The 19,002-nt window shown below is 71.4% G+C and carries 17 protein-coding genes and 1 rRNA gene; 9 read left to right on the top strand and 9 right to left on the bottom strand.

The window, feature by feature from the left end; translation table 11 throughout:
• Positions 1–4: 4 nt before the first annotated feature.
• On the bottom strand, positions 5–1,249 hold the full coding sequence (gene serB / locus ACZ6EG_RS00090; protein ID WP_391972490.1) for a phosphoserine phosphatase SerB: 1,245 nt from the start codon (positions 1,247–1,249) through the stop codon (positions 5–7).
• A gap of 314 nt (positions 1,250–1,563) precedes the next feature.
• The gene (locus ACZ6EG_RS00085; protein ID WP_469600317.1) at positions 1,564–3,414 is read right to left on the bottom strand and encodes a streptophobe family protein; all 1,851 of its coding nucleotides are present in this window, start codon (positions 3,412–3,414) and stop codon (positions 1,564–1,566) included.
• A 253-nt stretch (positions 3,415–3,667) separates the two neighbouring features.
• Between ACZ6EG_RS00085 and ACZ6EG_RS00080 the strand changes: the two genes are divergently transcribed.
• Positions 3,668–6,259, top strand: coding sequence for an ABC transporter ATP-binding protein/permease (locus tag ACZ6EG_RS00080; protein ID WP_469600314.1), 2,592 nt, complete (start codon positions 3,668–3,670; stop codon positions 6,257–6,259).
• 118 nt (positions 6,260–6,377) lie between these two features.
• Here ACZ6EG_RS00080 and ACZ6EG_RS00075 read toward each other — a convergent pair whose 3' ends face one another.
• The 3 genes from ACZ6EG_RS00075 to ACZ6EG_RS00065 form a co-directional block, all read right to left on the bottom strand.
• On the bottom strand, positions 6,378–7,088 hold the full coding sequence (locus tag ACZ6EG_RS00075) for a transglycosylase SLT domain-containing protein (protein WP_391972487.1): 711 nt from the start codon (positions 7,086–7,088) through the stop codon (positions 6,378–6,380).
• 354 nt (positions 7,089–7,442) lie between these two features.
• Positions 7,443–8,549, bottom strand: coding sequence for an S-adenosylmethionine:tRNA ribosyltransferase-isomerase (locus ACZ6EG_RS00070; RefSeq protein ID WP_469600311.1), 1,107 nt, complete (start codon positions 8,547–8,549; stop codon positions 7,443–7,445).
• Positions 8,546–9,244 (bottom strand): SDR family NAD(P)-dependent oxidoreductase, encoded by a 699-nt coding sequence (locus ACZ6EG_RS00065; protein ID WP_469601619.1) that lies wholly within the window; start codon positions 9,242–9,244, stop codon positions 8,546–8,548. The genes ACZ6EG_RS00070 and ACZ6EG_RS00065 overlap by 4 nt, the downstream gene beginning before the upstream one ends.
• Before the next feature lie 218 nt (positions 9,245–9,462).
• Between ACZ6EG_RS00065 and ACZ6EG_RS00060 the strand changes: the two genes are divergently transcribed.
• From ACZ6EG_RS00060 to chpE, 3 genes are all read left to right on the top strand, one after another.
• Positions 9,463–10,608 (top strand): GAF domain-containing sensor histidine kinase, encoded by a 1,146-nt coding sequence (locus ACZ6EG_RS00060; RefSeq protein WP_356607615.1) that lies wholly within the window; start codon positions 9,463–9,465, stop codon positions 10,606–10,608.
• Positions 10,601–11,242: a response regulator transcription factor gene (locus ACZ6EG_RS00055; RefSeq protein WP_356607613.1), complete on the top strand. Its 642-nt coding sequence runs from the start codon at positions 10,601–10,603 to the stop codon at positions 11,240–11,242. Before ACZ6EG_RS00060 ends, ACZ6EG_RS00055 begins: the two co-directional genes overlap by 8 nt.
• A 161-nt stretch (positions 11,243–11,403) precedes the next feature.
• The gene (gene chpE / locus ACZ6EG_RS00050) at positions 11,404–11,649 is read left to right on the top strand and encodes a chaplin ChpE (protein WP_356607611.1); all 246 of its coding nucleotides are present in this window, start codon (positions 11,404–11,406) and stop codon (positions 11,647–11,649) included.
• A gap of 269 nt (positions 11,650–11,918) precedes the next feature.
• Here the strand turns inward: chpE and ACZ6EG_RS00045 are convergent, their stop codons facing one another.
• Positions 11,919–12,707 carry a hypothetical protein gene (locus ACZ6EG_RS00045; protein ID WP_469600306.1) on the bottom strand — a complete coding sequence of 263 codons (789 nt, stop codon included), beginning with the start codon at positions 12,705–12,707 and terminating at the stop codon, positions 11,919–11,921.
• A gap of 154 nt (positions 12,708–12,861) precedes the next feature.
• On the opposite strand from ACZ6EG_RS00045, the gene ACZ6EG_RS00040 reads away from it, so the two are divergent.
• From ACZ6EG_RS00040 to ACZ6EG_RS00030, 3 genes are all read left to right on the top strand, one after another.
• Complete coding sequence (locus ACZ6EG_RS00040; protein ID WP_391972484.1) at positions 12,862–13,659, top strand: ABC transporter ATP-binding protein; 798 nt, start codon at positions 12,862–12,864, stop codon at positions 13,657–13,659.
• A 54-nt stretch (positions 13,660–13,713) separates the two neighbouring features.
• The gene (locus ACZ6EG_RS00035; RefSeq protein WP_391972483.1) at positions 13,714–14,145 is read left to right on the top strand and encodes an NfeD family protein; all 432 of its coding nucleotides are present in this window, start codon (positions 13,714–13,716) and stop codon (positions 14,143–14,145) included.
• A gap of 168 nt (positions 14,146–14,313) precedes the next feature.
• On the top strand, positions 14,314–15,270 hold the full coding sequence (locus ACZ6EG_RS00030; protein ID WP_383647364.1) for an SPFH domain-containing protein: 957 nt from the start codon (positions 14,314–14,316) through the stop codon (positions 15,268–15,270).
• A gap of 117 nt (positions 15,271–15,387) precedes the next feature.
• On the opposite strand, the gene ACZ6EG_RS00025 is transcribed toward ACZ6EG_RS00030, so the two are convergent.
• The 3 genes from ACZ6EG_RS00025 to ACZ6EG_RS00015 form a co-directional block, all read right to left on the bottom strand.
• Positions 15,388–15,894: an HNH endonuclease gene (locus tag ACZ6EG_RS00025; protein WP_356607601.1), complete on the bottom strand. Its 507-nt coding sequence runs from the start codon at positions 15,892–15,894 to the stop codon at positions 15,388–15,390.
• A gap of 200 nt (positions 15,895–16,094) precedes the next feature.
• On the bottom strand, positions 16,095–16,634 hold the full coding sequence (locus ACZ6EG_RS00020; protein WP_356607599.1) for a YbhB/YbcL family Raf kinase inhibitor-like protein: 540 nt from the start codon (positions 16,632–16,634) through the stop codon (positions 16,095–16,097).
• A gap of 49 nt (positions 16,635–16,683) precedes the next feature.
• Positions 16,684–17,466 carry a sporulation protein gene (locus ACZ6EG_RS00015; protein WP_391972482.1) on the bottom strand — a complete coding sequence of 261 codons (783 nt, stop codon included), beginning with the start codon at positions 17,464–17,466 and terminating at the stop codon, positions 16,684–16,686.
• A gap of 102 nt (positions 17,467–17,568) precedes the next feature.
• Between ACZ6EG_RS00015 and ACZ6EG_RS00010 the strand changes: the two genes are divergently transcribed.
• Entirely contained in the window at positions 17,569–18,210 is a 642-nt protein-coding gene (locus ACZ6EG_RS00010; protein ID WP_356607595.1) for a DNA-3-methyladenine glycosylase, read from the top strand.
• A 519-nt stretch (positions 18,211–18,729) separates the two neighbouring features.
• A 16S ribosomal RNA gene (locus ACZ6EG_RS00005) occupies positions 18,730–19,002 on the top strand; the annotation flags it as partial.

The following is a 19,002-nucleotide window of genomic DNA, read 5'->3' as shown; positions in this document are numbered from 1 at the left end:
CGGGTCAGATCCGGTCGAGCGGCAGTCCGACGCTCTCGTCGAGGTCCTCGTCCAGCGTGTCCGCCGCCTCGACCTCCTCACGGGTGATGCCCAGCAGATACAGGACCGTGTCCAGGAAGGGCACGTTCACCGCGGTGTGCGCCGCCTCGCGCACCACCGGCTTGGCGTTGAAGGCGACCCCGAGTCCGGCCGCGTTGAGCATGTCCAGATCGTTGGCACCGTCACCGATCGCCACGGTCTGCGACAGCGGCACGCCCGCCTCGGCGGCGAACCTGCGCAGCAGCCGGGCCTTGCCCGCCCGGTCCACGATCTCGCCGGTGACCCGGCCGGTCAGCCTGCCGTCGACGATCTCCAGGGTGTTGGCCTGGGCGAAGTCCAGTCCCAACCGGTCCTGCAGCGCGTCGGTGACCTGGGTGAACCCGCCGGAGACGACCCCCACCTGATAACCGAGCCGCTTCAGCGTACGGATCAGGGTGCGGGCACCCGGCGTCAGGCGCACCTCGCCGCGCACCTTCTCCACCACCGAGGCGTCCAGCCCCGCCAGCAGAGCCACCCTCGCGTGCAGGGACTGCTCGAAGTCCAGCTCACCGCGCATCGCGGCCGCCGTCACCTCGGCGACCTCGTCCTCACAGCCGGCGTGCGCGGCGAACAGCTCGATGACCTCGTCCTGGATCAGGGTCGAGTCCACGTCCATCACGACCAGACGCTGCGCCCGCCGGTGCAGCCCCGCCGAGACGACGGCGACATCCACCCCCAGCGCCGCGGCCTCGGTGGCCAGCGCGGTGCGCAGCGGTTCGGTCTCCACGCCGGACACCGCGAACTCGACGGCGGTCACCGGATACTTCGCCAGCCGGAAGATACGGTCGATGTTGCTGCCGGTCCCGGTGATCCGGGCCGCTATGGCGGCCGTCGCCTCCGCGGTCAGCGGGTGGCCGAGCACGGTGACCAGGGACCGGCCGAGGCCGCGCGGCCGGTTGTCGCCGATGCCGGAGATGATCTCCGCCTGCATCTTCAGCGACTCCGCCCAGCTGTGGACGGTCGCCCGGAGATCACCCTCCAGGCCCTTGGGCGGCTCGGTCACGAGCGCGCACAGCACGATCCGGCCACGGGTGACGACCTGCTCGATGTCGACCACGTCGACGGAGTAGGCGGCCAGGGTGTCGAACAGGCCGGCCGTGATGCCCGGTCGGTCCTTGCCGAAGATCTTGACGAGAAGCGTGGGAACGTCAGAGGTCTGCGAAGCGCTCATGGTGCTCCCACCGTATCCGGCACCCGGTGCCTCCCGCCGCCGAGGTCCGCCTGACGGACAGAGCGGAGCGGTGTGGGGCGGCACCGGGGCGGCTTCCGGCGGGGTCGGGCTTCGGCGGGGGCGGACTGGGCCGCACGCCGTCGTGGTGGGCCGCGCCGGGGCGGGGTGTGCCGGGCTTGGCTGGCTGGGTCGCCGGGGCGGACCGCGCCGGCGGCTGGGATGCGCCTGGCTGAGCCGAGCGCCGCCGACGTGGGCCGCGCTGAGCCGGGCCGGCCCCGCTGGACCGGCCGCGCCGGTCGGCTCGGCCGTCGCCCTCACCCTCCGCCCCCGGGGCGCCGCGGTGGAGCCGGAGGCGGGGGAGGTGGGGGAGGCGGGCCCTCGCCCCAACGTGCCTGTGCACGGTCCCCCGGACGCGCTCCGGGCCGCGGAGGACGCCGGGACGCTTCCGGCGGCGGTGCCCCGGCCACGGTGGGGGCGTCGTAGAGGCCATGGCCCGGCGGCCGCTCACCACTGTCGCGCGGCTCCTCGCCACCGGGGACTCGCGTTGTGCCACCGTGCCCTTGCGCACTGCCACCGTAGCCTTGCGCTGTGGCACCGGGGCCCTGTCCTGCGGCGGGAGCGGGCGGACGGTACGGAGCACCCGGCCGGTACGGCTCCGGGGCCGGTCCCGCGTGAGGCACGGCGCCCGCACATCCACCCGCCCCGCCCACCGCGCCCGCCACACTGGACACACCTGACAGACCTGCCACGCCGAACACCCCGGCACCCCGTGCCAACGCTGTCGCGTGCGCCCCGCTCACCCCGGTCGCCACGGCCAGCAGCGCCCCCGAGGCCCCCGCCGCCGCACCCCACAGGGCACCCAGCAGCAGTGCCGTGCCGAGGTGACCGCGCAGGTCGACGCCCGCGCCGAACGCGTCGACGCCGAGCACCGACAGCGAGGCGTCCACGGTCACCTCCGTCAGCCAGGCCAGCAGCGGCAGGGCCGACGCGGTCGCGACACCCAGCCGCAGCGCGCACCGCGCGACGAAACGGGGGGAGCGTGCGTCGTCCGGCGCCACCGGAGTCCGTACCGCCGTCAGCACCCCGGCCAGCAGCATCATCAGTACCGCCGCCACACCCAGCAGCCACACTCGTCCGTCCAGCTCCGCCAGCCGCCCGAGCGTGACCGGCTCGCCGGAGTCGCTGGACAGCAGTTCGTCCAGCGGGTCGGGCAGGACGTGGACCAGCTCACCCGTGGCCCGCCCCTCCCACGGCACGGACAGGCCGATCGGAACGCCCAGCCAGACTCCGTTCGGCGCGCCCAGCAGCGCGGCCCCGGCGATCCGCCGCGGATGGTCGTCGCCGATCGCCGCGTAGGCGGCCGCCGCGAAGCCGGCCGCCACCGCCGTCAGCGCGACCGTGACCAGGGCCGACACGGCCGGCCGCACCACACGGTGCACCGCCTCGAACCCACGCGGCAGAGGGGTGCGGCGCGAGGCCAGCAGCGCGATCAGCAGGACCCCGGTGGACCAGAGCAACCCGCCCAGCAGCGTCGGCACCGTGTCGACGGTGAAGCCGACCGTGGCCTCGGCGTCCACGAGGTCACCGATCCGATCGGGCAGCCACCCCTCGACGTCCCCGATGTCACCGACGTCCCCGAGCCCGGGGATCTCGACGCCACCGCCACCGCCACCGCCCCCGTCGGACAGGTCGTCGAACCCCAGCGAGCCGCCGTCGATCGTCACGACGCCGTGCCCCACCCAGGCCAGTCCGCCCGTCATCGCCACGAACAGGGCGACCACCGCACCCGCACGCGCGAGGAGTTCGCCCGGCGCGACCACAACTCCGGCCGCGCGCAGGGACCGTAGGAAGAAGAGGGACAGGAACAGCGCACCGACCAGGCCGACGCCCAGTGGCGTGATCTCGATGGCCGTGTGCGCCTCCACCCCTTTCGGCCCGAAGGCGGACACATCCCCGGACGGTGTCACCGAACCCCCCGCCCCCAGGGCCACGACCGCCGCGGTCATCGGCCCCGGCGAGCCCGCGGTGTCCGCCCCCAGCAGCCGCAGCCCGAGGGCCGCCGTTCCCGCCATCCCGATCAACGCCCAGCTCACAGAGGCGATCGCCGACATCAGGACGTCACCCCAGGGCACCCTCGCCCCGTACCCACCGGCTGCGACGTTCATGGACGCGCTCATGGGCAGACCCCCCGATCCGCGACGCGGCGGAGCCGCCGCGCATGTCCCTCTCGCGTGGATTACCACTCTCCGGGCAGGTTTCAACCCCCTCGGCGGAAACGGGCGCCGGGCACCTACGGAGTCTTCACGAGGCCCGACTTTCGGTCAGGGGGCCGAGCCTGAAATAGTTCCCCCCGATGTTCGACATCCCTAGACTCCCCGCGACGGGGGTACATCGGGGGACAACTCAGTGGGGCATGGAGTGCCGGAACTCGTACTGGAATCAAATGGACGGACCTGGACGCTCGATCCGTCCCGGTCATACGCGCTCGGGCGCGATCCGCAGGGGGAACTTGTCTTCGACGACGCCAGGGTCTCCTGGCGGCACGCCACCATCAGCTTCGACGGCCGCGGCTGGGTCGTCGAGGATCACGGCAGCACCAACGGCACCTTCGTGCACGGTCAGCGGATCCAGCGGACGGAGCTCGGCGCCGGCTCGGTGCTGAACCTCGGCAACGCGACCGACGGACCGCGCGTCAGCCTGTCCGGCGCCCAGGCCGCGGCCGGCACGCCGCACGCCCAGCAGCCGCCGCAGCAGCAGCCGTACGCCGCGCAGGGCGCGGGCGCCGGCTGGGCCCAGCAGGCCCCCGCGCAGCAGCCGCAGCACCAGACGCCGCAGCATCAGGCCCCGCAGCATCAGGCGCAGCACCACCAGCCCGCGCCGCAGGCGCAGCAGCAGGCCGGCTGGCAGCAGCAGCCGCAGCAGGGTGCGCCGCACTTCCCCCAGCAGCAGGGACCCGGTGGCGCGGCGGGGGCGCCGCCGATCCACGGCGACCGCAGCCCGACCACGTTCCACCAGTTCTCGCTCGGCCGCGTGATGCGCATCGGCCGTGCCCTGGAGAACGAGCTGGTCGTCTCCGACCTGCAGGTTTCCCGCAACCACGCGGAGTTCCACTCGACGCCCGACGGGCGCATGGAGATCCGCGACCTGGGCTCGCACAACGGCACGTACGTCAACGGTCAGCCCATCGCCAAGGGCGGCTCCCAGCTGCTCGGCCCGACCGACATCGTGGGCGTCGGTCACTCGACGTTCCGGATCGTCGGGGACCGGCTCGAGGAGTTCGTCGACACCGGTGAGGTCTCCTTCTCCGCCCGTCACCTGACCGTCACGGTCGACGGCGGCAAGCAGATCCTCAAGGACGTCTCCTTCGGGGTGCCCGAGAAGTCGCTGATCGCGGTCATCGGCCCCTCGGGCTCCGGCAAGTCGACCCTGCTCAAGGCGCTCACCGGCTACCGGCCCGCAAACCAGGGCGAGGTCCTGTACGACAACAGGAACCTCTACAAGCAGTTCGCCGAGCTGCGCCAGCGCATCGGTCTGGTCCCGCAGGACGACATCCTGCACAAGGAGCTGACCGTCAAGAAGGCCCTCAAGTACGCGGCGAAGCTCCGCTTCCCGGCCGACACCACGGCCGCCGAGCGCGACGCCCGCATAGACGAGGTGCTGCGCGAGCTGAAGCTGGACATCCACCGGGACAAGAAGGTCACCTCCCTGTCCGGCGGCCAGCGCAAGCGCGTCTCCGTCGCCCTGGAGCTGCTCACCAAGCCGTCCCTGATCTTCCTGGACGAGCCGACCTCCGGCCTCGACCCGGGCATGGACCGCGATGTCATGCAGCTGCTGCGCGGCCTGGCCGACGACGGCCGCACCGTCCTCGTCGTCACCCATTCCGTGGCCGAGCTGGCGATCTGCGACAAGCTGCTGGTCATGGCGCCGGGCGGCTCGGTGGCCTACTTCGGCCCGCCCGAGGAGGCGCTGAACTTCTTCGGTTACGACACCTGGGCCGACGTCTTCTCCGCCTTCGAGAACTACCGCGACTACGACTGGGCGGGCCGCTGGAAGGGCTCGCAGCACTACCAGATGTACGCCGCCGACATCGACGCCGTCGCGCCGCAGGCCGTACAGATGCCGGCCATGCAGGCGATGAAGCCGCCGAAACCGCAGGGCTGGATGTCGCAGTTCGTCACGCTGGTGCGCCGCTACGTGTCGGTGATCGTCTCCGACAAGGGCTTCCTCGCCCTGATGGTGATCCTGCCGGCGGTGCTGGGCGCGGTGAGCCTGCTCATCGACGCCGACAAGGGCCTGCTGCCCAACCCGGCCAACCCGCAGACGGGCCGGATCATCCCGAACGGCACCGCGACCACGGTGCTCCTGATCCTCGCCGTCGGCGCCTGTTTCGCCGGCGCCGCGAACTCGGTCCGCGAGCTGATCAAGGAACGGGTGATCTACGAGCGGGAGCGCGCGACCGGCCTGTCCCGCTCGGCGTACCTGATGTCCAAGGTGTTCGTGCTCGGCATGATCACCGTGCTCCAGGGCCTGCTGGTCGGCGTCATCGGCTTCGCCACCCGGGAGATCCCCGAGGAAGGACTCGTCCTCGGCGGCCTGACCCTGGTCGAGCTGTCACTGCCGATCATGGCGCTGGGCTTCACCTCGATGATGTTCGGCCTGATCATCTCGGCGCTGGTGAAGACCGCGGAGAAGACCATGCCGCTGCTGGTCATGTTCGCGATCATCCAGGTCGTCTTCACCGGCTGCCTCTTCGCCCTGAACGGCGCGGTCGGCGTCAACCAGTTCTCGTACCTGATGCCCTCGCGCTGGGCGGTGGCCGCGGCCGGCGCCACGCTGGACTTCAACAGGATCAGCCCGCCCGAGCAGGGCGCCGAGACCGACCCCCTGTGGGAGCACACCGTCGGCGCCTGGGTCATGGACATGACCGCGCTGATCGCCCTCGGCGTGATCTGCGGCTTCTTCGTGGCGCGCTTCCTGCGCCGTCACGAGCCCGAGGTCATGCGGAAGTGACCGCGGGGCCGGCCGCCGGCCCCGTGAACGCCCCGAAGGGCGGCACCCCGTCAGGAGGGTGCCGCCCTTCGGCGTACGGTGCGGCGTCGGCGACGTCGTGAAGAGGTCCGCGCTGACCTCAGTACGCGCTGTCGACGTTGTCCATGGTGCCGTACTTGTCCGCGGCGTAGTTGCACGCGGCGACGATGTTGGCGACCGGGTCCCAGATGTTCTTCGGGGTGCCGGCCACGTGGTAGGCCTCGAAGGTCGGCGGGATGACCTGGAGCAGGCCCTTCGACGGGATGCCGTTGATGGCGTTGATGTCCCAGTCGTTGATGGCCCTCGGGTTGCCGGAGGACTCCCGGATGATGTTCCGGTGGATGCCCTCGTAGGAGCCGGGGATGCCGTGCTTCTTCATGATGTCCCGGGCCTCGCGGATCCAGCCGTCCAGGTTGTCCGGGTAGGACTTCTTGACCTCGGTGCGCTGGGTGGACCGGCTGGCGGTCTCCTTCGCCGCACGCTTGGCCGCGGCCTTCTCGGCGGCCGCCTTCTTCGCCGCGGTGGCCTTCGCGGCGGCCGCGGCGGCCTCCTTCTTCGCCTCGATGGAGGCGACCTTCTGGCTGGCACCGGCGAGCTGGCCGGTGACGCCGGCGTGCACGTCCTGGATCTGCTTGGTGCTGTACGCCACCTTGGCCGTCGGAGCGGCCTCGCTCGTGGTCGTCTGGCCGCTGGCCGGGACCGCGGTGAGCGCGACGGCGGCGGCGCCGAGCGTGCCGACACCGGCGATCGCGAGCTTGTGGGTGCGGTTCAGGGGACGACTATGACCACGGGTGAAGATGTTCTTGGGCATGGCGGGATAGACCTCTTCGAATAGCGCGGAGGTCGCTCTCGTCCGGCGGGGGACAGGGATGCTTCCGGCACAAGCACCGCGGGGCGACAACCCGCGGCGCTGAGCGACGAGAGCAATTCTTAGCGGCCGCAAAATCCGGAGGCAAAGGTGTGACGTACGATCCCGGGTAGTGGATCAGGGAAGGGCGAAACGGGGCAGATTGGACTGTCTGCCCCGCTCAAAACGGACGAGTCGTTCTCCTACTCCCCTTCGTACGTGACGTGCGCCCTATGCGAGGGCTCACATCCACCCCCCGCCGTTCTCACGATTTGTTGCTGAAGCAATCCGTTGCGTGAGGGCCTCGGCGGCCCCCTCCTACGGCAGGAGGAGATGGACGTCGCCGAACTCGTGCCACAGGTAGCGCCCCTCCATCGCGGCCTCGTACCCCCGGTCGATCGCCGCCCGCCCCGCCACCGCCTCCAGCATCAGGAGATGCGAGGCCTCGGGGTCGTGCAGCCCCGTCAGCAGGCCGTCCACCGCCCGCACCCCGCGCTCCGGGGTCACGACCAGATCGGTCCACCCGGCCCGAGCCCGTACGACCCCGTCGGCGTCGGCCGCCGACTCCACCGCCCGTACGGCCGTCGTCCCCACGGCGACGACCCGCCCGCCGCCCGCCCTCGCCGCGTTGACCAGCCGCGCCGACGCCTCCGGCACCACGAACCGCTCCGGGTACGGCGGCTCGTGCGCCTCGGCGGAGGCGACCCCCGTGTGCAGCGTCACCGGCGCGAACTGCACCCCGCGGCTCACCAGCTCCGCCACCAGCCGCGCCGTGAAGGGCCGCGCCGCGCTCGGCATCTCCGCGCTGCCCGCCCCGTCCTCGGACGGCAGCGCGAAGACCGTCCGGTACACGGACAGCGGCTGGTCCCGCTCCGTGTAGGAGTAGCGGATGGGCCGCCCGTGCTCCCGCAGCACCTCGGGCACCTCGGCCCCGGAGACCCGCGCCCACCACAGCCGCTCCCCGCGCGCGCTCAACGGCTCCTCCAGCACCAGACGCGCACCCCCCGCCAGCCGCACCTCCGCCCCGCGCGGGGAGCCGGCACGGCCCCCCGCACCGCCCGCCGCAGGAGACGCTCGACGTCCCTTCCCCGCACGCGCTCCCGCACGCGCGCGCGTGGTTCCCCTTCCGTCGGGGTCCCGCAGCTCCACCGCCCACCGGCCGTCGTCCCCCCGCGTCGAGAAGTGCACCACCACGGGCGCGCGCCCGAGGTGCCCGTCCACGGCGGCGGCGAGCGTCACGGACGTGTTGACGACGAGCAGGTCCCCGGCCCGCAGCAGCCCGGGCAGCTCCCGGAAGCCGTGATGCGACACCTCGGTGCCGCGCGACACCAGCAGCCGTACGGCGTCCCGGTCCAGCCCCGGCCCCCGCTGTTCCACGGGCACCCGGGCCGACAGTTCCTCCGGCACCCGCAGCGCGAGGGTCATCGCCGTCCCTCCAGCAGCGCCGGAGCCGCGTACCGTCCGCCGGCCGGCCGCTCGTCCAGCAGCCGCAGGAGCGCCGGCACGACCCGCGCCGGCTCGGGCCGCGGATCGTCGTCGTCCGGTACGGCCGACGCGTACAGGTCGGTGGCCATGTCCCCGGGGTCGACCGCCCAGACCCGCAGCCCCGGCTCCTCGGCGCCCAGCACGGCCGCCAACTGGTCCAGGGCCGCCTTGGACGCCCCGTAGCCGCCCCACGTCTCGTACGCCTCCGCCGCCGCGTCCGAGCTGACCGTCAGCACCGCGCCCGCCGGAGCCTCCCGCAGCGACGGCAGCGCCTCCTGGACCAGGCCCAGCGCGGCCACCACGTTCACCTCCAGGGCCCGCCGCAGCCCCTCCAGCGGCAGCGCCTCCAGCCGTACCAGCGGCTCCGCGCCCAGCGCGCTCGCGTTGCTGACCAGCAGGTCCACCCCGCCGAGCCGCCGGGCCGCCGCCACCAGAGCGGCCCGGTGCCCGGCGTCGGTGACATCCCCCGGCAGCGCCGACACGCGCGTGCCGTACGCCTCCAGCGCGACCGCGGTCCCCCTGAGCACCTCCGGCGTCCTGGCGTCCAGCACCAGGTCCCAGCCCCGGGCCGCCAGGGCCTCGGCGAGCGCCCGGCCCAGCCCCTTCGAAGCCCCCGTGATGATCGCGACCGGCATGATCCACGTCCCCTCGTCGTCCACGCCTCCCGGTTGGTCCGGCGTGATCCTCAACGTAGGAACCGGGCCGCACCGGCCGCCTCGGGCACCGGCCGCAACCGTGCGGGGCCCTTCGCCCTAGGACCGGCGGGCGGGACCTCCGGCCTAGGCCCACCGCCCTAGGCGACGGCGGCCACAGGGCCGATCCCGGTGTCACCCCCCGCCGGTACCGTGAGGACATGAGTCACGGCCCCCGGTCCGGCCTCGCCGCGGTGAGTTCCGCGCTGCTGGCCATGAGCAGGCACCTCGAGGTGCGCGACGTCCTCAAGACGATCGTCGCCTCGGCCCGCGAGCTGCTCGACGCGCAGTACGCGGCCCTCGGTGTCCCCGACGACCACGGAGGCTTCGCCCAGTTCGTCGTCGACGGCGTCAGCGACGAGCAGTGGAAGGCCATCGGCCCCCTGCCCCGCCAGCACGGCATCCTCGCCTCGATGCTGCGCGAGGCCCGGCCCGAGCGCCTCGGCGACGTCCGCAAGGACCCCCGCTTCGAGGGCTGGCCCGCCGCCCACCCCGACCTGGTCGACTTCCTGGGCCTGCCGATCCGCGACGGCGAGGAGGTCATGGGAGCCCTCTTCCTCGCCAACAAGAACTGCCCCAAGCCCGAGGGCGGCTGCGGCTTCACCGCGGACGACGAGGAACTCCTGGGCATCCTCGCCCAGCACGCCGCCATCGCCCTCACCAACGCCCGCCTGTACGAACGCAGCCGCGAGCTGACCATCGCCGAGGAACGCTCCCGCCTCGCCCACGAACTGCACGACGCCGTCAGCCAGAAACTGTTCTCCCTGCGCCTGACCGCCCAGGCGGCCGCCACCCTCGTCGACCGCGACCCCGCGCGCGCCAAGGGCGAACTGCAGCAGGTCGCCGCGCTCGCCGCGGAAGCCGCCGAGGAGCTGCGCGCCGCCGTCGTCGAGCTGCGACCCGCCGCCCTGGACGAGGACGGCCTCGTCGCCACCCTCCGCACCCAGATACAGGTCCTCGACCGCGCCCACACCGCACGCGTCACCTTCGCCGGCCACGGGGTCAAGGCCCTGCCCGCCGCCCAGGAGGAGGCACTGCTGCGCGTCGCCCAGGAGGCGCTGCACAACGCCCTGCGGCACTCCTCGCCGGAACACGTCGCCGTGACCCTGCACCGCCGGGGCGCCGCGACCGTGCTGCGCGTCACCGACGACGGCAGCGGCTTCGACCCGCGCACGGTCCGCCGCGCCGGACGCCACCTGGGCCTGGTCTCGATGCGGGACCGGGCGAGCGGCGCCGGGGGCACGCTGACCGTGGAATCGGCGCCCGGCAAGGGCACCACGATCGAGATGGAGGTCCCAGGTGGCTGACGCAATCAAGGTGCTGCTCGTCGACGACCACCAGGTGGTCCGCCGGGGCCTGCGCACCTTCCTGGAGGTGCAGGACGACATCGAGGTGGTCGGCGAGGCCGCCGACGGCGCCGAAGGAGTCGACCGCGCCGAGGAGCTGAAGCCCGACGTGATCCTCATGGACGTCAAGATGCCGGGCATGGACGGCGTCGAGGCGCTGCGCAGGCTCCGCGAGCTGGACAACCACGCGCGCGTGCTGATCGTCACCAGCTTCACCGAACAGCGCACCGTGGTCCCCGCCCTGCGGGCCGGAGCGGCGGGCTACGTCTACAAGGACGTCGACCCCGACGCCCTGGCGGGCGCCATCCGCTCCGTGCACGCCGGTCACATCCTGCTCCAGCCCGAGGTCGCGGGCGCCCTGCTGTCCCAGGAGGAGGGCGGCTCGGGCCAGGGCAGGGCGGGCTCCCTCACCGAGCGGGAGCGGGAGGTGCTGAGCCTGATAGCGGACGGCCGCTCCAACCGGGAGATCGCCCGCGCGCTCGTGCTCTCCGAGAAGACCGTCAAGACCCACGTGTCGAACATCCTGATGAAGCTCGACCTCGCGGACCGCACCCAGGCCGCGCTGTGGGCCGTACGCCACGGTGTGACCGGCTGATCCGTACGCGCGTACGCGACGGCAACCCGGAGGGTTCCCCTCCGGTCCGAGATTCATACCGTCGTGGGAATGTCCCCCACATGGCGCATCCTCCGTGCGCCCCGGCCGTTCTCCAGTGCGTGCCGCGGCGACTGCCGCGGCGATCGCAAGGAGGGCTTGTAGTGAAGAACCTGAAGAAGGCAGCGGCCGTGACGATGATGGCCGGCGGGCTGATCGCCGCCGGTGCGGGCATGGCCTCCGCCACCGAGGGCGCCGCCGCCCACGGCGAGGCCATCGGCTCCCCGGGCGTCGCCTCCGGCAACGTCGTCCAGGCGCCGATCCACATCCCGGTCAACGCCGTCGGCAACAGCGTCAACGTCATCGGTGTCCTGAACCCGGCCTTCGGCAACCTGGGTCTCAACCACTGACCCCACGCGGCACGCCGCCCCAGACCCCCGGCCTCCCGGCCCCACCCGGGAGGCCGGTCGCCTTCCCACCACACCGGCCGCCCCCTTCACTCCCACAGCCGCAGACGGCAGCCCCGCCGCAGCCGCGGACAGTCATGCCGCTGGGGCGGCACGGATGGGCGCAGCGGCACCCGGCGAACGCCCGGCCGCGACACCCGCCCCCGCCCAGCGCCTCCCGGCTCACCCCCACCGAGCGACCCCCTCGCCTCCGTCCCACCTTCCAAGGGACGTCACCGCACCCCCCGCTCCCGTTCCTCCACAACGGAGTTGTACGCCGCGACCTGCGCCCGCCGAGCCGTCCGCTCCACCGGCCGCAACGCCTCCCACCGCGCCGCCATCTCGGAGGCACTCACCGCGCCCCCGTGGCCGTTCTCACACGCCAGCGACACCAACGCCCCCACCCGCTGCGCCAACTCCAGCACCCGCACCGCCCGCGGCGGATACCCCGGCGCCAGCACCTCCCGCCCCCGCTCGGCCCGCGCTCGGTACGCCGCCACGGTCGCCTCGGCCACCGGCCCCGACCCGGCCACGTCCAACTGCGTCAGCATCTCCGTCGCGTCCCGCAGCGCCTCCGCCAGTTCCCGCTCCGCCTCCCCGAGCGACGGCACGTCGGCAGGCGGCGCCTCCCGCACCGGCAAGCAGTGCCAGACGACCTCGACATGCACATCGCCCTCGGGCCCGGCCTCGTACACCTCCGGCACCAGCCCGAGCGCGGCGCCGTGGCAGATGACCGCCTCCTCCGCCTCCAGCGCCCGCGCGTTGAAGTCCGGCGGCCCGCTCAGTCCCAGCGGATGCCCCGGCGCGGGCAGCGCGACCCGCAGCCCGGTCGCCCCGAGCGACCGCAACCGCCCCAGCGCCAGCGTGAGACCCACCGGCGCCGATTCACCCGGCAGATCCTCCACCCGATGCACCGCGTCGTCGCCGACGATCGCGACCGCGGCGTCGTCCGGCGAGACCATTCCGGCAATAAGGGCATTTCCCCAGGCGGCAAGGCGCCCTGCGCGTGGTTCCGAGAGCATCCCCCCACCCTAAGGACCGGACCGATGGAACGGTGCGGCCGACCGGTGGCGTAGATTTCCTGGAGGGGCCTGCGCCCACCGGCGCGGCGGCCCGAGCCCACAGGCGTACGCGACAGCCGGAACCGGCCACACTGCAAGGGGAGACAACGCGCTCATGAGCGATGTTCTGGAGCTTCAGGACGTATCCGTGGTCCGCGAGGGCCGGGCTCTGGTGGACCAGGTCTCCTGGTCGGTCAAGGAGGGCGAGCGCTGGGTCATCCTGGGCCCGAACGGCGCCGGCAAGACCACCCTCCTCAACGTCGCGTCCAGCTACCTGTACCCCAGCAGCGGCACCGCCTCCATCCTCGGCGAGACCCTCGGCAAGCCCGGCACCGACGTCTTCGAACTGCGCCCCCGCATCGGCATGGCCGGCATCGCCATGGCCGACAAGCTGCCCAAGCGCCAGACCGTCCTGCAGACCGTGCTGACCGCCGCCTACGGCATGACCGCCGGCTGGCAGGAGGAGTACGAGGACATCGACGAGCAGCGCGCCCGCGCCTTCCTCGACCGCCTCGGCATGACCGAGTACCTGGACCGCAGGTTCGGCACCCTCTCCGAGGGCGAGCGCAAGCGCACCCTGATCGCCCGCGCCCTGATGACCGACCCCGAGCTGCTGCTCCTGGACGAGCCGGCCGCCGGTCTCGACCTCGGCGGTCGCGAGGACCTCGTCCGCCGCCTCGGCCGCCTCGCCCGCGACCCGATCGCCCCCTCGATGATCATGGTCACCCACCACGTCGAGGAGATCGCCCCCGGTTTCACCCACGTCCTGATGATCCGTCAGGGCAAGGTCCTGGCCGCCGGTCCGCTGGAGCTCGAACTCACCTCGCGCAACCTCTCCCTCTGCTTCGGGCTCCCGCTCGTCGTCGAGCAGTTCGGCGACCGCTGGACCGCGCAGGGGCTCCCCCTGTCCTGAGCCGCCCCCCGTGCGCCCTGTCCCCGGCACCTTCCGCGGACCTAACATGACCGTGTGAACGACATCGACGCATGGGTGTGGTGGCTCGTCGCCGCGGCAGCGCTCGGAATCCCGCTCGTCGTGACCGCGATGCCGGAGTTCGGGATGCTCGCCGTGGGCGCGGTCGCCGCCGCCATCGCCTCCGGGTTCGGCGCCGGCCTCGTCGTCCAGGTACTGGTCTTCGTCGTCGTCTCGGTCGCCCTCATCGCCGTCGTGCGGCCCATCGCCGCCCGGCACCGCTCCCAACGGCCCCAACTCGTCTCCGGGGTCGACGCCCTGAAGGGCAGACAGGCCGTCGTCCTGGAACGGGTCGACGGCTCCGGCGGACGGATCAAGCTCGCCGGAGAGGTCTGGTCGGCCCGCGCACTCGACACCGGCCGCGCCTACGAGACGGGTGAGGAAGTGGACGTCGTGGACATCGAAGGGGCAACGGCGATCATCATGTGACCTCACCGGACACAACTGGACCGAACACCCCCCGAGGCACGCGACGGTCTGTCAGACTCGACCAGCAAGATCCTCAACAGCCGTAAGATCAGCCGTAGTCAGGGCCCGTAGTCAGGGTCAACAGGATCTGCCACAGCGCCGCGGCGGAGAAGGGGACGGGCAACCACGATGGAACCGGTCATCATCGTCTTGATCATCCTGGTGGTGTTGGTCTTCATCGCCCTGATCAAGACCATCCAGGTCATCCCGCAGGCCAGCGCCGCCATCGTCGAGCGCTTCGGCCGGTACACGCGGACGCTGAACGCGGGCCTCAACATCGTGGTCCCGTTCATCGACACCATCCGCAACCGCATCGACCTGCGCGAACAGGTCGTCCCCTTCCCGCCGCAGCCGGTCATCACCCAGGACAACCTGGTCGTCAACATCGACACCGTCATCTACTACCAGGTGACCGACGCCCGCGCCGCGACCTACGAGGTGGCCAGCTACATCCAGGCCATCGAGCAGCTCACCGTCACCACGCTGCGCAACATCATCGGCGGTATGGACCTGGAGCGGACCCTGACCTCCCGCGAGGAGATCAACGCGGCCCTGCGCGGCGTACTCGACGAGGCGACCGGCAAGTGGGGCATCCGCGTCAACCGCGTGGAACTCAAGGCCATCGAACCGCCCACCTCCATCCAGGACTCGATGGAGAAGCAGATGCGCGCCGACCGCGACAAGCGCGCCGCGATCCTCCAGGCCGAGGGTGTCCGGCAGTCCGAGATCCTGCGCGCCGAGGGTGAGAAGCAGTCCCAGATCCTGCGCGCCGAAGGCGAGGCCAAGGCCGCCGCCCTGCGCGCCGAGGGCGAGGCACAGGCCGTGCGTACGGTCTTCGAGGCCATCCACGCCGGCGACCCGGACCAGAAGCTGCTCTCCTACCAGTACCTCCAGATGCTCCCGAAGATCGCCGAGGGCGACGCCAACAAGCTCTGGATCGTCCCCAGCGAGATCGGCGACGCTCTCAAGGGCCTCTCGGGCGCCATGGGCAACTTCGGCGGCATGGGCGGCGGTTCCGGCTCCGGTGGCAACGGCGGCGCGAGCGTCCCCGCGCAGGAACGCCGCGAGAAGCCGACGATCGACTGACGCTGGCCCGTCGACGTTCGGGCGGTTCCCCGCGCCCTCAGGGGCGCGGGGACTGTGCGACCAGCCGAGGACGGCCCGCACCCGGCACCGAACCCGTGCCCCTACGGCGGCCGTCCGTCACGCCGCGTCCAGCACCAACCAGTCCGGCAGCGCCTCGAAGTCGTCCCGGGCCAACGCCAGCAGCATCGCGTCGGCCGGCGTCGGCTCGAACGGTTCCCTCAGCAACGGCATCCCCGCCTGCTCGGGCGTCCGGTTCGCCTTGCGGTGATTGTCCTCCGCGCACGAGGCGACCGTGTTCAGCCACGAGTCCTGCCCGCCGTGCGACCGCGGCACCACGTGGTCGACGGTCGTCGCTCGCCGGCCGCAGTACGCACACCGGTGCCGGTCCCGGACCAGGACACCCCGCCGGGACCACGGCGCACGTCTTCGGAAGGGCACCCGTACGTACTGGCAGAGCCTGATCACCCGCGGCGCCGGTATGTCGAGCGCGGCTCCGCGCATCCGCAGCGAGGGGTGGGCCTGCTCGACGACGGCCTTGTCCTGGAGCACCAGAACGACGGCTCGGTTCAACGTCACCGTCGACAACGGCTCGAAGCTCGCGTTCAGCACCAGCGTGTCCCGCATACCAGTCCACCTCCCGTGTGCACCGGCCCACCCCCTGGCGGGCTGGGATCAACTCTGGCCGGGCACGCCGCATGGGACAACGCAATATCTGCCGCTCCGGTGGGGGACGCTTTCCCCACCACCCCCGGCAACAAAAATGCCCGCCCCTGATCCATTCCAAGACCAGGAGCGGGCAAACGTTCCATGAACGCTCGGGACACTCAGTCCTCGGCGGGCACCTCGTACTCACCGACGAGCTGGGCGCGCGCGATCGTGTGGAACCGCAGGTTGAAGCCGACGAACGCGGGAGTGGCCTCCGCGTCCGGACCGAGCTTCTCCTGGTCCACGGCGTACACCGTGAACACGTAACGGTGCGGCCCGTCACCGGCCGGCGGCGCGGCGCCGCCGAAGTCCTTGCTGCCGTAGTCGTTGCGCGCCTGTACGGCGCCTGCCGGCAGCCCCTCGAACGTGCCGCTGCCCGCGCCCACCGGCAACTCGGTCACCGAGGCCGGGATGTCGAACACCACCCAGTGCCAGAACCCGCTCCCCGTCGGGGCGTCCGGGTCGTAGCAGGTCACGGCGAAGCTCTTGGTCTCGGCCGGGAAGCCCTCCCACCGCAGCTGCGGCGAGGTGTTGCCGGCCGCGTGGACCTGAGCGTCCTTGAGCGTCGCTCCCTCCTGGACGTCCTCACTCGTGACGGTGAAGGACGGCACGGGCGGGTGGAAGTCATGGGGGAGCGGACGCCGCTCGAGCTCGGTCACCTCGGTACCTCCTGATCGTTCGGTGCAGTGGTGTCCGAGCCTAGAACCCTCAGAACCAGTTCCGCTTGCTGCCGACCTCGGACAGCCACTGGTTGATGTACGCCGTCCAGTCGGTGCCCTGCCAGTCGTTCAGCCCCACCTTGAAGGAGCGGAACGTGTCGCTGCCCTCGCTGAACAGCCCCGGCTTCTTGTCCATCTCCAGCACGACGTCCATCGCCTGCGCGTCGGCGACGAAGCTCAGCTCGACCTGGTTGAGCCCCCGGTACTGCTGCGGCGGGAAGAACTCGATCTCCTGGTAGAACGGCAGCTGCTGCCGGGTACCCCGGATGTGGCCGCGCTCCATGTCCGCGTTCTTGAAGCGGAAGCCCAGCCCGATGAACGCGTCCAGGATCGCCTTCTGCGCGGGCAGCGGGTGCACGTTGATCGCGTCCAGGTCGCCGGAGTCCACCGCGCGGGCGATCTCCAGCTCCGTGGTGACCCCGATGTTCATCCCGCGCAGGGCCTGCCCGTCGATCATCGTGATCGGCGTCTCCCACGGGATCTCGAGCCCGAACTGCACCGCGTGCACCGCGTTAGCCTTCAGCTCGAAGGCGCCGCCGAGCCGGCTCTTCGTGAACTCGATGTCCTGCTTGTACTCCTGGTCGCCGCTCTCCACCTCGACCTTGGCCTGGAGACCGACCGACAGGGCCTCGATCTGCTGGTCGACCGAACCGCCCTGGATCCGCACCTCGCCCTGGACGACACCGCCCGGAACGACGTTGACCTCGCTGAGCACGGTCTCGACCGAAGCCCCGCCGGCCCCCAGGCTCGCGAGCAGCTTCTTGAACGCCATGTCTCTCCCTCTCCAGGCTGTGCGTGTGAACCCTTGACCCCTACCAACGCGATTCGCCCGTGGCCGGTTCCGCGCCACTCACCTGCGTTACGCTCGGAGGGCATGATCGCGAGCCCCGACCGTACGCCCCTGCCCAGGGACTTCTTCGACCGGCCCGTCCTCGACGTGGCCCCCGACCTCCTGGGCCGCATCCTCGTCCGCGACACCCCGGACGGCCCGATCGCCCTCCGCCTCACGGAGGTCGAGGCCTACGACGGTCAGAACGACCCCGGCTCCCACGCCTACCGCGGTCGCACACCCCGCAACGACGTGATGTTCGGCCCCCCCGGACACGTGTACGTCTACTTCACCTACGGCATGTGGTTCTGCATGAACCTCGTGTGCGGTCCCGAGGGCCGGTCGAGTGCGGTCCTGCTCCGCGCCGGCGAGATCATCGAGGGCGCCGAGCTGGCCCGTACCCGCCGACTCTCGGCCCGCAATGACAAGGAACTGGCCAAAGGCCCCGCCAGACTGGCCACCGCGCTGGACGTCGGCCGCGAGCTGAACGGCACGGACGCCTGCACGCCCGAGGACACCCCCCTGCGCGTCCTGACCGGCAGCCCCGTACCCCGCGACCAGGTACGCAACGGCCCGCGCACCGGAGTGTCCGGCGAGGGCGGCGTCCATCCCTGGCGGTTCTGGGTCGCGGACGACCCGACGGTGAGCCCGTACCGGGCGCACGTACCCCGGCGACGCCGAAGTTGACTCTCCTTGGACCCCCACGTAATGTAGCCCGAGCCGCTTGACCCGGGTACGGCAATCGCCTGCAGCCGGAAGCGGCCACCCACTACCTACGATTTCCCCTCAGCGGGGGCGATTTCGGCGTGCCTGCATGCCTGAATTCGACTTGCAGGACTCGATTATGAGACCGCGGAGAAATCAGCTAGCGTAGTGAATGTCGAAAGGCCGACAGGCGAAAGCCGAGAAGCCACGGCAAATCCCGCCGACAGGGAATCGGACCGAAAAGGATCTGATAGAGTCGGAAACGCAAGACCGAAGGGAAGCGCCCGGAGGAAAGCCTGAGAGAGTCTCTCGGGTGAGTACAAAGGAAGCGTCCGTTCCTTGAGAACTCAACAGCGTGCCAAAAGTCAACGCCAGATATGTTGATACCCCGACCTGATCGGATCTCCGATGAGGTTGAGGTTCCTTTGAAAAAATACAGCGAGGACGCTGTGAACGGTCGGATTATTCCTCCGACTGTTCCGCTCCCGTGATGGTAAAGCATTCACGGAGAGTTTGATCCTGGCTCAGGACGAACGCTGGCGGCGTGCTTAACACATGCAAGTCGAACGATGAACCACTTCGGTGGGGATTAGTGGCGAACGGGTGAGTAACACGTGGGCAATCTGCCCTGCACTCTGGGACAAGCCCTGGAAACGGGGTCTAATACCGGATACTGATCCGCCTGGGCATCCAGGCGGTTCGAAAGCTCCGGCGGTGCAGGATGAGCCCGCGGCCTATCAGCTTGTTGGTGAGGTAGTGGCTCACCAAGGCGAC

The organism is Streptomyces sp. NPDC041968 (genome assembly GCF_055589025.1).
Note: the sequence above shows the minus strand (reverse complement) of the source record. Positions and strands in the feature narration are given on the sequence as shown.